This is a genomic window from Deltaproteobacteria bacterium HGW-Deltaproteobacteria-2, from assembly GCA_002840505.1.
Taxonomy (GTDB): domain Bacteria; phylum Desulfobacterota; class Syntrophia; order Syntrophales; family Smithellaceae; genus Smithella.
Genome location: PHBC01000003.1, coordinates 150,216 through 164,880 on the forward strand (window position 1 = coordinate 150,216; position 14,665 = coordinate 164,880).

General features: G+C 42.9%; 12 protein-coding genes. 2 read left to right on the forward strand and 10 right to left on the reverse strand.

Annotated features, from left to right (window positions below):
* Positions 1–12 precede the first annotated feature (12 nt).
* The 5 genes from CVU62_07590 to moaA all read right to left on the reverse strand — a co-directional run bounded on the left by CVU62_07590 (position 13) and on the right by moaA (position 6,933).
* Positions 13–2,157, reverse strand: coding sequence for a TonB-dependent receptor (locus CVU62_07590; protein PKN37586.1), 2,145 nt, complete (start codon positions 2,155–2,157; stop codon positions 13–15).
* Positions 2,158–2,176: 19 nt separating this feature from the next.
* Entirely contained in the window at positions 2,177–3,553 is a 1,377-nt protein-coding gene (locus CVU62_07595) for a histidine kinase (protein ID PKN37587.1), read from the reverse strand.
* 482 nt (positions 3,554–4,035) lie between these two features.
* Positions 4,036–5,070, reverse strand: a complete 1,035-nt coding sequence (amrS, locus tag CVU62_07600) for an AmmeMemoRadiSam system radical SAM enzyme (protein PKN38049.1) — start codon at positions 5,068–5,070, stop codon at positions 4,036–4,038.
* Between the two features lie 3 nt (positions 5,071–5,073).
* Positions 5,074–5,859 carry a hypothetical protein gene (locus CVU62_07605; GenBank protein ID PKN37588.1) on the reverse strand — a complete coding sequence of 262 codons (786 nt, stop codon included), beginning with the start codon at positions 5,857–5,859 and terminating at the stop codon, positions 5,074–5,076.
* Positions 5,860–5,943: 84 nt separating this feature from the next.
* On the reverse strand, positions 5,944–6,933 hold the full coding sequence (gene moaA / locus CVU62_07610; protein PKN37589.1) for a GTP 3',8-cyclase MoaA: 990 nt from the start codon (positions 6,931–6,933) through the stop codon (positions 5,944–5,946).
* A 315-nt stretch (positions 6,934–7,248) separates the two neighbouring features.
* On the opposite strand from moaA, the gene CVU62_07615 reads away from it, so the two are divergent.
* Positions 7,249–7,722 carry a transcription elongation factor GreA gene (locus CVU62_07615; protein ID PKN37590.1) on the forward strand — a complete coding sequence of 158 codons (474 nt, stop codon included), beginning with the start codon at positions 7,249–7,251 and terminating at the stop codon, positions 7,720–7,722.
* A 2-nt stretch (positions 7,723–7,724) separates the two neighbouring features.
* Here CVU62_07615 and CVU62_07620 read toward each other — a convergent pair whose 3' ends face one another.
* Positions 7,725–8,858, reverse strand: coding sequence for an epoxyqueuosine reductase (locus CVU62_07620; GenBank protein ID PKN38050.1), 1,134 nt, complete (start codon positions 8,856–8,858; stop codon positions 7,725–7,727).
* Positions 8,859–9,010: 152 nt separating this feature from the next.
* Between CVU62_07620 and CVU62_07625 the strand changes: the two genes are divergently transcribed.
* A complete protein-coding gene (locus CVU62_07625; GenBank protein ID PKN37591.1) occupies positions 9,011–9,898 on the forward strand; it encodes a hypothetical protein in 888 nt (295 codons plus the stop codon).
* Between the two features lie 11 nt (positions 9,899–9,909).
* Here the strand turns inward: CVU62_07625 and CVU62_07630 are convergent, their stop codons facing one another.
* The 4 genes from CVU62_07630 to CVU62_07645 form a co-directional block, all read right to left on the reverse strand.
* Entirely contained in the window at positions 9,910–10,971 is a 1,062-nt protein-coding gene (locus CVU62_07630; GenBank protein PKN37592.1) for a hydrolase, read from the reverse strand.
* A 139-nt stretch (positions 10,972–11,110) separates the two neighbouring features.
* Positions 11,111–11,338 (reverse strand): DUF1049 domain-containing protein, encoded by a 228-nt coding sequence (locus CVU62_07635; protein PKN37593.1) that lies wholly within the window; start codon positions 11,336–11,338, stop codon positions 11,111–11,113.
* Between the two features lie 191 nt (positions 11,339–11,529).
* On the reverse strand, positions 11,530–12,894 hold the full coding sequence (locus tag CVU62_07640) for a DNA-binding response regulator (protein PKN37594.1): 1,365 nt from the start codon (positions 12,892–12,894) through the stop codon (positions 11,530–11,532).
* 46 nt (positions 12,895–12,940) lie between these two features.
* On the reverse strand, positions 12,941–14,467 hold the full coding sequence (locus CVU62_07645; protein ID PKN37595.1) for a hypothetical protein: 1,527 nt from the start codon (positions 14,465–14,467) through the stop codon (positions 12,941–12,943).
* Between the last annotated feature and the right edge of the window lie 198 nt (positions 14,468–14,665).

Here is a 14,665-nt window from a genome sequence, read left to right on the forward strand (position 1 = left end):
ACTTAAGCGAAATTACCATTGCCATTGTATCTTCGTATAAAATCCTCTTGGGATTTCACTCTCGACAGAATTCTCCGGATGCTCATTATCCAGTAGATTCTGCCCCACTACCGATAGTTCGATATTCGGTTTAACCTTCCAGGCCAATCGGATATCGAGGCTGCAATAACTGGGAATGTCCAGGGTAGAAATATTGTCTACGTAACGGAACATTGCACTCAGGTTCATGTTGGCTGGTAGATCCAAGTAAGAACGTAAAATACTCTGGTGCCGCGGCACGACCTTTTCCATATCGCTCATGTCTCTTAGATCGGTGCTGTCGGCGTCTTTAAATATATGCAAATAAAATATTGATTGGGAGGCGGTAATACGCCACCATTTAAAAGGCCTGTATTCCGCCGACACCTCTCCTCCAAAGGCCTTGGCCATCAGTTTATGGTCCACATTATATTGAACGATGTAGTGTGCCGGTGCCGGAGTTGTTTCTACGTAAATAAAGGGCGTGCCCTGCTCTATGCTAGGCGTCTCAAAAATGATATCGTAGTGGACGGCCGTATCGAGAGAAAACTTTGAGCCGAAAATGATCCTATGACCAAGTTCATAGGCAATTAGGTCCTGAGGCTGATCGTTTAAATATATGATTCGTGAATAAGCAGGAACAACACCTCCGACCAAGCCCCCAAAAGTCGTGCTTTGATACTCGTAATCGAAGCGGGAAGGCGTCCTTACCGACCGTGATGCTGATGCCCAGAATGTCTGTTCACTGGTAGGCGTCCAGAGCAAACGCGCGCTGGGTTGAATCACAAATCCTGTTACGTCGTTATGTTCTATCTTGGAACCCAGGATAAAGTGCAGGCGGTTTCTAATCAGCTCAATGTCGTCCTGGATGAAAGCGCTGTAGAGGTTGAATGTTTCATCCTCGGGACGAAAAAAGGATGTATCCAATCCTGACGTCTTGCTGTTAGTGAAACGGTACCCCACCCCCCAGGTAATCTGCTGCCGCCAGATCCAGGGGAAACGGTGCTGGAAATCCAAATCCACGATGTCTGTGTCGGAATTATAGAGGATATCCTGATGATTGACTTTGTCATAGTAAATTTGAAACGCTAAATCGGATTTCTCACCCAGCTTTCTTTGCCAGCGAGCAACAACATTTCCTCCGTAGGAGTCATCTTTATCTGTAACGATCTGTGAATAAGGCGCACTGTAAGACGAAACGCTGCCGTAAAGTCCTATTCTCGCACTGTGAAAATCGCCATGAACGGTCAGGGAGTCATTTTCGGATAGATCTTTATCGGCGCGGAAGCCCACCTGTCCCATCTGCCATTCATCATATTTGTCCATATCGGGATTGTCATGATTGAGGCCATCACGATCAGAGTATTTGGCGTAAACGCGGTAATATAATCCCCCTTTACTTTTTCCTCCATAACGGACATTTCCGAATATTCTTTCCAAGGTTCCGGCGCCTAATGACACGATCCCGCCCTGGGTATCCTTTGCGCTCTTGGTTATGATGTTGACGATGCCGGAGATGGCGTTCGCCCCCCAGTAAGTGCCGCCGGGTCCCCGAACAATCTCGATGCGTTCCACATCTGCCAGCATCACGTCGTTGTCTTCCCAGTAGACGCCGCCGAAGACAGGGGTATAGATGCTCCGACCGTCAATCAGTACCAGAACTGTCCTCGTAAGCCGCGTGGCGGTACCACGTATCGAGACAGCCCATTTGTTGGAGTCGATGCGTTCCACATCGACTCCCGGCGCCATGCGCAGCACCTCCGGGATATTGGTAGCGCCTGATCTTCGGATATCCTCGTCGGTAATAACATATATTGCCGCCGGTGTCTCAAAATACTTATTCGGTTCCTTTGATACAATCGTCACTTCAATGTTCATCAGATTCTCGATGCTCATTTCCGTCAGATCGTGACCGAGTTGTGGACCCTTTTTGATTTCATCGGAGAACACCGGACTTGCCAGAAATACAACCACAGCAGCAGAAAGGATTATTTTCACAGGTATTCTTCTGTGATGTGGCAGGAAGGTCACCTTGCCACAGTATTCAAATAAAGCAGTATCATGAAGCACCTTCTTAAAAGCACCCGACAGGCTCTGCGAAATTTTCCTGAACATCAATAAATAATTAGATATGTTCATTTTGGTTTCCCTTCTTTCCTTAAAGTTCTAAAGTTATAAGTTGAAAACCTTGTTCTAAAAATAATTTAAGACAGGCATCTACAACCTTATTGTCATAAAGGATTCCTCTATTCTTCTTGATTTCCTCAAGGGCAGCCTCAATGCCCAGGGAAGGACGGTAAGGTCGATGTGAAGCCATGGATTCCACCACATCGGCAACGGCCAGAATGCGTGACTCCAGAAGGGTTTTTTCCGCAAACAGCTTACTCGGATAACCCGAACCATTCACTCTTTCATGATGCTCCAGAACTATCCTGGCAACGGGCCAGGGGAAGTCAATGTCCTTCAATATATCGTAACCGGCCTGAGGATGGAGTTTGATGATACTGAACTCGATATCCGTTAGTTTTCTTGGTTTGCTGAGAATTTCTGACGGGATGGATATCTTGCCAAGATCATGGATGGTAGCGGCCATGCTTATTCCATTGATTATATCAATAGGAAGGTTCATATCTGTGGCAATAGCACGAGCCAGATCAGCCACCCTTCGTTGATGACCAGCCGTGTAAGGATCCCTCGTTTCAACGGTTACGGCAATAGCCTGAACAGTCGCTTCCAATGCCTTTCTTATCCGATCCTCCGTAATTTTTCGGTCGGTAATATCATGGAGATTAATAATTCCACCTTCAATCACTGCATCGCGCACCAGGCTGCTTCCCACACCATCGAATGTGCGCCAGCTTCCATCCTTGTGTTGAAGACGTACTTCAGCTCGCGTAACAGAGGTGTTTGTATTATTTTCCAATGTAGTGACCGCATCGATTACGATGCTCAAGTCATCCGGATGAATACGCTCAAATATGCTTGAGCCGATCCTTTCTTCAGGTTTGAATCCCAAAGTTCTTTCGACCGCCGGATTTTCATAAGTTATGACTCTTTCCCGATTCACGAGAACAATAATATCTGAAGACTGCTCTGCAAGAGTCCGAAACATTTGTTCCTCGCTTCGTAATTTATCCTCTTCCAATTTGCGTTCAATCGCGTAACGAATAGAGCGACTGAGCAAACAACCATTCATCTGCCCTTTGATCAAATAATCCTGGGCGCCGGCCTTTACTGCTGCAATCGCCAGTTCTTCATCGCTCAGGCCTGTCTGGATAATGATGGGAATTTTGTTGTTTTCGGATAAGATAGCGTGGAGCGTATCAATCCCATGAGAGTCAGGTAAACCGAGATCCAAGAGGACGACATCGATACAATCGCCTTTCAGACATTCCATACTTTTTGAAAGCCTGTCAGCATGAACAATCTCGAAAAAATTACGGCTGTCTTCTGACAGCATCTCTTGAATCAGCCTGACATCACCCGGATTGTCCTCAATTAACAAAACCCTGATATGCTTTTCGTTCATCTCCATATCCTCATCTATTTCATCGAAAGTTAAACAATAATTAGCTAATAACTTTTAATTGCTTTGAGGACTTCAATAAAACATGCACCATATACAAGCTTCGCACGGAGATTAGAATTTCAGAATATCTGCCTCTGCTTTTGAACAGCTAATGCTGCCATAAATTTGGTCTTAGAATTGACTTGCTTTATGAATATCATGCCATAAATTTAAATTAATGCCAGTTATATAATAATCAATGGAAAAGTTGATGAACTGAGAAAATAAACAAAATACCATTAAAGGAAGAAATTCATCAATCCCGGCAAGCTAAGCTATTGGAATACTAAGAATGTCTTTAATATCCTCCGCTTACGGCTGGATAACCCTGACAGCACTGGCTACAGGATACTTCGACTTACAGGTTGCAGTTCACTTCGTTCCTGAACAAGGTGTCACTAATCCCGCGTCGCTACGCTCCTGGGATAGTTCGACTTACAGGTTGCAGTTCACTTCGTTCCTGCGACCTGAGTCTCACTAAGTACGCCTTCCAGCTCCGTTCCACATTTGGGGCATTTATTGCCCTGCAAGTTATTGCGGACAATCCTAAAACCGTAGCGTTCGATCAAAAGATTCCCGCAATTAAAGCAATAAGTGTTTTCACCTTCATCTCCCGGTACATTACCGCTATATACATATTTTAATCCGGCCTGTTTTCCTATTTCTACAGCGCGATGCAACAAGGCAACCGGAGTTGCCGGCAGATTCTGCATTTTGAATTGAGGATGAAAACGGCTTATATGCCAGGGAGTTTCTACTCCCAAATTAGCAATAAATTGCGCGATGTCTTTTAGTTCTTCTTCGCTGTCATTTAAGGTGGGAATAAGCAATGTGGTTATCTCCACCCATATCCCCTTCTCTTTCATTTTTTTTAAACTTTCCAGAACCGGATTTAACCGGGCTCCGCATTTTTTCTTGTAAAAATCGTCGCGGAAAGATTTCAAATCCACATTGGCAGCGGATAAATAAGGAGCTATTGTTTCAATTGCTTCGGTTGTCATAAAACCGTTGGTGACAAAAACATTTATTAAGCCGTTTTCTGCGGCGATTTTTGCGGTATCGTAAGCCAGCTCAAAATAAATTGTTGGTTCTGTATAGGTATAGGCGATTGTTTTCGATCCGCTTTTTTTTGCTCTTGCCACTATTTCCGTCGGCAGAAAATCATCGCCGGTTATCATGCGCGTGGTACGCGGCATTTGTGAAATGTCGTGATTCTGGCAAAAATCACAGCTGAAATTGCATCCCACCGTGGCAATGGAATAGGATCTGGAAGCGGGACACACATGAAAGAAAGGTTTTTTTTCGATGGGATCAATATTTTCGGCTATCAGTGTTCCATAAACCAGTGAGTACAGAACGCCTTCTCTATTTTCCCTTACTCCGCACACACCCCGCTTATCTGGCTTAATCGCGCATCTATGAGCGCACAGATTGCAGCGCACCTGTCCTTCAGAAAGTTTTTCATAAAGCATCGCTTCTTTAATCATTTATCCGCCTGCCTTAAGTTTTTCCCGAATAGCTTCAGGGGCTGTGTTTCTGGCTTTAGCTTCCAGTTTAAATGATTCCATAATCGGGCTCTGCGCCGTCCTGTAAGTGTATTTAACAGGAAATATCAGGCCAACAAAAGCGCCAAAGGGATTTTTTCGGAGTGGGAAAATTTCCTCCAACCCCTCGAAAAAATAATGAACAATATTGGGGAAATAAACGACACTGCCCCATTTAATAGCAGCATCGCCGGCGCAATTTTTTACCATAGTTTTAATTTCAGGAAAACTAAAAAAACGCATTTCCCGCGAAAGGGGGAACCCAAACATTTCTTTCAATCCCTGCTTTGTACCCGCGAAAGAATAAACATTTATAAATCCGATAAAGACCCGACCGCGGCAAACTCTTATTGCTTCTTCAATTATTTTTTGCGGATTAGCAGAGATTTCCAGAACATTAATCAAAGTTACGATGTCAAATTCATTGTCGGAAAAGGGAATGTCTTCAGGTTGAGCCAGAATCAGTTCGACATGGTCGCCGTATTTTTGCCGGACAACATCCAGTTTTTCTTTGGAAGAATCAATTCCTGTTAAAGAACACCATTTATCCTGAAAAAATTGTAAATTGTCCCCAGCGCCACAGCCCACATCAAGAATTCTTTCGCCAGCCAGCGGAGCTACTAAATCCAGAATCAGTTCTTTCTGACGCGAAATAATATAATTTCTTCGCAGTGTCTTCAGTTGTTCATCGGATAATTGGGTTGACTTTTGATCTGAAAACATTTCCATTGTCTCCGGCGAATTCTATATTAAATTATGTATGAAAATTTATACCCTGTTTTTTTATAAAATAAATTCTTTTGATTTCTGTTTTCAACCGCCAATCGCCGACATATTCCGGCATTTCTTTAAACTGTTTTCCGTGCAGATCAGATCATGTTGCTTAGGTTTTAGTAATACGGCATCCCAGAAAAGTTTTTCCAATTCCGCATCGCTGCAATTTTCCCGTAGAGCCGTTTTCAAGTCAACTTCTTTTTCGTTAAGAAGGCAAACCCTCAATTTACCATCAGAAGTCAGGCGCAAACGATTACAGGTTGAACAAAAATGGTCGCTCACCGGATTAATAAAACCGATTTCACCACGTCCGCCTTTTATCTTATATATTTTGGCAGGACCATCGGATTTATTTTTCTTGTTTTTTATCTGTTCCAGTTTGTAGCTTTGTCTGATTTTATCAATTAATTGCGATGTCGGTATATAATCTTCACCATAATCCAGATTTGTTTTTCCAACCGGCATTAATTCAATAAATCGAACCTGAAAGGGTTTGTCTGCGGCTAGTCGGGCAAAGTTCAGAGCTTCATCATCATTAAAACCTTTAATGGCGACTGTGTTGATTTTTATCGGGGCAAAACCGACTTCTTCAGCCCGGGCAATTCCACGCAAAACGGCATCCAAATCTCCGCCGTTAGTAATATGAAAATACTTATCTTTATTTAGAGAATCAAGGCTGATATTTATGCGGCAAATTCCGGCATCAAAAATTTTTTGGGCGAATTCTTCCAGAAGAATGCCGTTTGTTGTCAGGCTTATGTCTCGCAAACCGTCGATTTTTTTCAGTTCGGCAATAAAATCAACAAAGCCCTTGCGGACTAATGGTTCGCCTCCTGTTACCCGCACCTTGACCAATCCCATTTTTACAGCAACGGAAACAATGCGGATTATTTCCTCATAACGCAGAATGTCGTCATGCCCCTGCAAAGATATTCCCTCTTTGGGGCGGCAATAACTGCAATGTAAATTACACCTGTCAGTTATGGAAACTCGCAGGTAATTTATTTCTCTGTTGAATTTATCAAGCATTATCTTTAAAAACCTTTGCTTTTTTATTGCGAAATTCCAATTTAATGAGACTCGCTAAAAATAAATCCCGACAAGTCGGGATGAAGTTTAAAGTGTAAGTCGAATTATACTACATCAATGTGGATGAATATCCCAACGTATGCTTTGGGGTTCATACCCGTGATTATGCCCTAAATAGCACAATCTGACGATTCAAGCCAAATAAATGTTTCTTGACAGAGCACTTATTCTTTATTAAGCAAAGGCCAAGTTATTATCCTGCCCGTTGTTTTAAACAGATCACGCCAGGACATAGTAAAAAAATCCGGAGTTATTATGGAAAGAATACCGATTACAAAAGCAGGCTTTGAAAGATTGAAAAAGGATTTGGAAACAATAAAAAACATATCTATTCCTGAAAATGTTCGCGATATTGAGACTGCACGTGCACATGGTGACATTTCAGAAAACGCTGAATATACTGCCGCTAAAGAAAGACAGTCTTTTCTTTATGGAAAGGTGCAGGAGTTGGAACATCAGCTGGCAATGTCCAATATTGTTAATTTAAAAGGATTAACCACTGAAAAAGTGGTTTTCGGCTGTTACGTAAGCATGGAAGATATCGACAGCGGCGAAGAAATAAAATATCAACTTCTCGGCCCCTATGAATCCGACATCAATCAAAACAAAATTTCTGTAACATCTCCCATCGGCAAAGCTCTCATTGGTAAAAAAATTGGCAGTGAAATTACGGTGCAAACACCCGGTGGCATAAGAAATTTCGAAATAATAGATATTTCGATTGAATAAGATTAAACTTTTTTCTTCTTAATCGACGTCATAGCTTGTTTGATCTCTTCCTTTACGTTATCCTTGCTTTCCTTAGAAAATTGTTCCAGTCCGACCATCGCTTCTTTGTCGCCGATACGCCCCAAAGCCCAGGCTATCATACATCTGACGCGCTCATCAGAATTTTCTTTAAAGGCCAAAATGAGCTCGGCGACATAAACCGGATTAAGGCTATTACCCATAGCGCGAGCCACATTCATCTTCCAGCGCCAGATATCATCGGTTGACATGTAAAACATATGAGGCCAGATTTTCTTTTCGAAGTATGGTTTATCCATATGCAACAGGCAGGAAAGATCGAAATTCGCTGCTTTTGCTAAAACACGGGGATTTTGCGGTTTTTCCTGGACCGTCCAAGGGGTATTGCGAGGACAAACATTCTGACAACGATCACATCCATAAATATTCATACCCATAGGTTCGCGGAGTTCAAGTGGAGTAAGACCATCACCGTAATATGTTAAGAAGGAAATGCAGCGACGGGGATCAATCTTTCCACCTCCTTGGAGAGCGTGTGTAGGACACGCCGCCACGCAGGCATTGCGGCACCAGTCGGGACAGCCAATAGAAACCTCCGGTTGGTCCGCGACAAATTCATGATCAATTACAAGGGCAATGGGAAAAACAAACGAACTGGTTCGAGCGACACGCCGCGCGTAGAAAAGACAATTCTTGCCAAAACTGCCCAATCCGGCACGCGCGGCTGACAACCGATGCGGCAAGTTAAACGGCACCTTGGAATCAATACCATTTGCCTGAAGAAATTTCCGGAATACTTTAATTCTAAGCGCCAAGCCATCTTTGGTAACACGGTCATCGTCAAGATAACAGCGTCCGAAATGACGCTCCAATTGCAGCGGGTAAGATTCTTCGAAATAAGATTCCAGCAATACGATTATTGATTTTGCCTGTGGGAGAATATTCTTAGGATCCGTTCCCGCAATCAAACTCAACCCGATTGCTTCCGCCCAGCCATATTCCTCCTGATGCGCCAGCAAATATTCCCTTTGAGAGTCAAAAGGCTTAGCGTCAGTAAAACCGATATCGGCAAATTTCAATCGTTTGGCTTCCGCGATGATGTCTTTTTTCGTTATCATATTCTGCATAATTTATACATTAACCCGAGCTTGATTACAAGACCATCCTTATTCTGGAAAAACGGGAGAAATCCGGATTGAAAAGATTTGACAATATCGTTCATTGTCTAGTAAACCCCATTAGAAGAGATTAACTCTTCTAACGGGGTAAAATGAAATTAAGATATTCACTAATCATAGTCTTTATGATCTTTATTTTGGTGGGCTGTGCGTCCAAAACCGTGCAGGTTAAGAAAATCCCGGATTCAGCTATACCGGTTAAAATTGAAGAACTGAAACATCATCTGATCGTGAACGAAGTGCCTGGAGAATGGTTCGATGAACAGATTAAGAATGAAACTTTTCAAATCCATTCGAATATAGATCAATACTTTAAGCGATCTGCGGAAAAGCAGACCGATCATGACAAGAAACGCAATGCTGCCTGGTACTTCGCGCGAATAGGCGTGGATGCCAAAATAGAAAAAGGAAAGCCATTCATTGAAGACCATATCGAGATTTTCAACCGTGCCGAGACGAAACACGGAATTCACAAGGAATTGATCGCCGCCATCATCGGTATCGAAACCAATTTCGCCGATCGTCAGCAGCGCGGAAAATTCTACGCGTTCAATTCTTTAGTATCGCAATACATTTTCACTAACCGGACAAGATTTGCCGTTCGGGAAATAACGGCGCTTTATAAATTTTCACTAAAGACCGGCCATACACCGCAATACTTCACCAGTTCATATGCCGGCGCAATCGGATGGGGTCAGTTTATTCCTTCTTCTTTGTTGACATTTTTCATTGATTCAAATGGAATCAATGATGATGTAGATCCTTTCGACATAGAAGATACTATCTTCAGCGTGGAAAATTACCTTTATAAGAATAATCTTTCAGGAGAGAACATCGGCGATTACAATAGCAAGTACAGAGCTGTTTTTGCCTACAATCACAGCGACGTTTACGTTAAAGCGGTTCTTTATATATATGACGGGTTGCGTGATTATTTTTCTCCGGCCCAACCGGACGTTCGGACAGAGAAAAGTGAATGAGGGGGAGATCTTCAGTCCATCTGCATAGTATCCATGCTTTTGCCGAACGTTGGCACGACAAATTTGCCTGAAGCTTTGCCGTTTTGCATAATCACTTTACCAAGTCTTTCTACGGGTTCGTTGATGCCTTCATCGGTAAGTTGAAAAGTGCCGAAATGAATCGCCACGGATAGACGGGATCCCAATTCATCATGAACCTGCCAGGCCTGTTCCGGCGTAAGGTGAACTGTTTCCATCATCCACGCGGGCTCGTAGGCACCAATGGGAATAAAAGCAAGGTCAACTGGACCGAACCGTCTGCGTATCTCCTTTATAAAAGAGCCATACCCGGAATCACCGATAAAGCAGATAACTCCACTTGGTGTCCTTATGATAAAACTGCCCCACAAACTCAGGTTATAGTCGGTCGCACCACGGCGCGAAAAATGACGGGCCGGCGTGAAGCAGAATTCGATACCGCCCCTGGTAAATCCCTTCCACCAGTCCAGTTCCTGAACATTTTTTATGCCATAACGCTGAAGAATTTGCTGATTGCCAGGACCTGTTACCACGAGGGGATTGTCTCGTTTCACAAGGCGCTCCAATGTGGGAACATCCATGTGATCATAATGGTTGTGGGAAATCAGCACGACATCAATGGGTGGTAGCTGGTCAAAAGTAATACCCGGCGGCACAGCCCGCTTTGGCCCAATACACGATAACATACTGGCCCGCATGGACCAGATCGGATCGGTAAGAATATTGATGCCATTGACCTGAATAAGAACAGTGGCGTGATTCACAACTGTGTATCGTATACCCTTTTCAACCCGCTCGGGCGGAGTTTCTCCCGGCTCGATATTAACCCACTCGGGCCATTTCTCACGTTTGCCAGTTAAACCCCACTTTACCATATCCCACGCGTTATGGTGTTTGATGAACTCCACATTATAAAAACGTCGCCCGAATATTGTATCCTCGTAACGGCTTCTGTATACCTCATCGTCTTCAACAGACGCCGCAAAAGCAGCCCTGCTTTCAAAAACCGGCATAAGAGAAATGATTATCAGGAACAGCCAGAAAAGTTTATTCATTATATTGAGAATATAACCACCCCCATTAAGTCCATCCTTGCTTGTTAATGAAAATAAGAAGCACGGCATGGTATCTTGAAATCGAAGGATGTTGCGTTATCTCGTTCATCTGGAATAGAAAAGTAATTTGCACAAACGGCTAATGGTTAATACTCTTCAGATCATTTTTATTTTTTCTATATGAAAGAAAACTGTGCAGGAACCATCCGATAATAAAACCACTTAACAGGGAAAAGAACAACAACACCGAACGCGACATGGACATTTCCCAGAATAAAAAACTTACAGTGACTACTTCTATATTCTGAGCCAGAAAGATAAGGGCAAGTAAAGCAAGAATAGCAACTATCACCATTTTATAACTCATCGTTTAATCCTCCTATGGCCTTAGGAATATGGGGTTGTTAAAAACCACCATGTTTCGGGGCTGTTCAAAAATGTTCAGATGCAAGGCGCGCAAATAACCGAACCGCGAGGCGTATATGAACATACGTTGAGCGGTGCGGTTTGCGGCGCAACGCAGCAGATGAGCGTTTTTCAACAGCCCCTTTACTTTGTTTATTTGCGCAGATTGTACTTAATCATCTTCAACTGCAATCCCTTGCGGCTTAGACCCATTTTCTTAGCCGCGTTGGTGACATTACCACCAGCTTCCTCAAGGCATTTGATAATCATCTGCCGCTCGACGTTCTCCACATGCCCGCGTATGTATTCTTTAAACGGTTTTTTGCCGTCATCTGTCGGTTTCGCAGCAATCTTATCAAGAGATATTTTGAATTCATCGGGAACTTCCCCGGGAGTAATCCGGTTATCCTTTGCCAGAAGCATCATCCTTTCGATGAGATTCTCCAGTTCGCGAATATTGCCCGGCCATTCATAGCGTAAGAGCATTTCCTTCACTCCAAGTTCCATTCCGACTGAACGTTCCAGTTTTTTGTTGAACTTTTCCAGAAAATAATCAACGAGTGGAAGAATGTCTTCTTTTCTTGCTCTAAGCGGCGGAATATCGATAGGAAATACATTGAGGCGATAATACAAATCTTCCCGAAAATTTCCCGCCTGCACCTGACGCGAAAGATTCTGATTAGTGGCGGCTATAATGCGCACATCGACTTTAATTGTCCGCAATCCTCCGACTCTCTCAAATTCCTGTTCCTGAATAACGCGCAGTAGTTTGACCTGCATCTCGCGCGGGATCTCCGCTACTTCATCAAGGAACAATGTCCCTTTATGGGCCAGTTCAAACTTCCCCGGCTTTGTAATGGCCGCTCCGGTGTAGGCGCCTTTTTCATAACCGAAAAGTTCGCTTTCCATCAATGTTTCGGCAATAGCAGCACAATTGAGTTTGATAAGCGGATTATTTTTGCGCGGAGAATTGCAATGAATAGCTTCGGCAACCAATTCTTTACCAGTGCCCGTTTCACCCGTAATCATAACCGTTGTTGTTGTCTGGGCAACCCTTTTAATCGCATCAAAAACTTCCATGGTTTTGGGGCTTACGCCGATAATGCCTATTCGTTCGATTTCAGTCGGCGGCAAAGATAATTCGCTTTCTTTTAAAGCGCGTGTTTTAATGGCTTTGGAAATGATGTTTTTTAAATCATCAATATCGAATGGTTTGGTAATATAATCAAACGCGCCCTTCTTCAGAGCTTCTACGGCGGTTGCTATTGTGCCGTGAGCTGTAATCATAATCACGGGAATTTCCGGATTACGTTCGGAAATACTGGTCAGTAATTCCATACCGTCGATATCCGGCATTTTTAAATCAGTAATAACAACATTTATATTATTTGATTGCAGAATCTGCAGAGCTTCGCGTCCGTTGGAAGCGGAAGAAATCTCAAAACCTTCCTTCTTCAGCATGGCCGATAACACCAGCCGCATATTCAGTTCATCATCAACTATTAAAATCTTTCCCATGATTTTTAATTATTACGCTTTGGAATTTTAATCAAGTCAGATTGTTTCAATCCTGTTCAACCGCCTTAAGCCTGATGGAAAACACAGTGCCCTGAAAAGGAATTGATTCAACACTGATACTTCCGCCGTGTTCTTTAATAATTTTCTGGCAGATGGCCAGCCCCAATCCAGTACCCCTTTCCTTCGTCGTAAAAAACGGCTTAAAAATATCTTTGATGTCTTTATTATTGATTCCGATTCCTGTATCTCGAATAGTCACAATTAGCATCCCTTCAGATTCCAATTCCTTACTGGACGTACGAAAAGTCAAAGTGCCGCCCTGCGGCATTGATTCAATTGCATTTAGCGCTATATTCAAAATTACCTGTATAAATTGCTGTTCATCCACTTCCACTTCGGGAAGTTTTTCATCCAAATCCTGGACAATGGCAATTTTTTCTACCAGTTTATTCGCGGCGATAATAGAAATGACTTTTTTAATAACCAGGTTGATACTTTGAGATTTAAGGTTGAGTTTGTACGGACGCGCATAATCAAGGATCTGACTGACAACGTTGTTCAATCTGTCAGTTCCCTCGACAATAATATTCAAGAGTTCGTGTTGCTCTTGAGTGGATGCTTCCGATTTCAGATATTGAGCCGCCCCTTTGATGGAACCCAGCGGATTACGAATTTCATGAGCCACAACAGGAGCCATTTCCGCCAGCATCAGCGCCTTTTCTCTTTCCAGTTTTTCATCAAATTCATAAAGAGAGGTAAAAACATCTTTACTATCCGGATAAAAGTAACTGAATATTTTTCTTACAATCATTTTCATCGGCGAAAAAGACAGAGATATTAGAAAAGCCGCCAGTAACAAACCCATGATGGTGGGCGGAGTGCCGTTGAAAAATAAAGCCGCGAAATAAAAAATGACTGCTCCGGTAACAGTATTGACAAAAATTATCAGCCACCGCGCAAAGAAATCATGCAGTTCACGAAGCTGCGGATAAGCGATAACCAACAAAATAAAATAAAGCAAAACCGATGAAGCAACGCCTTTGACTATCGGCAAGTGAAGTCCCCAGTAATTCAATAAATGCATATTACCAAGAACCAGAGCAATAGGACATACAAAAAGTAAATATCCAAAACGTTTTCTTTCGTTTCCGGAAGGCAATTTATTTGTGTGCCACAACAGGGCCGCATAACACAAAACCAGAGCAAAAAGCGTGTATGATGTTATGGCAGAATTAAAATAAACTCCGTTGGACAAGGAAGTGAAAACGCAAACAGCTCCGCACAAACTCGCCAAAGCAAATAAGACAAACATTCTCAAAGAAATCAAAGACTTGGTTCTGGTCAGATAACGGAAAAATCCAAGCGCTAAAGGCGCTATGGCCAAGGTTCCGAGATAGCTGATTTTCTGCAAAAAACTGAAATGAAAAACATTCCATACGGAAAGTGCCCCCTGAGAAATAAACGCAGCGGCGCATAAGCGGGAGAAAGAAGACTGCAGCCTATCCTTCTTGCCGGTTATCATAAGAGAAACAGAGATGGTAAAACTGGTCGCAGCTAGAATAAAAGTATCCATAAATACCTTATACCAATTCTAAATCAAAGCGCTATTTTTGTTGGCGTCGTCGTCGGCTTCCTCAACGTATGTACACAATACGCCTCGTCGCCTCCGCCTAGCCGCCTCAATATCATCTTTGATTTAGAAATGGTATAGTAAATCAGATTTTAATAATCTCTTTATAGAAATGTTAATTTGAAAGCATACTATTATGCC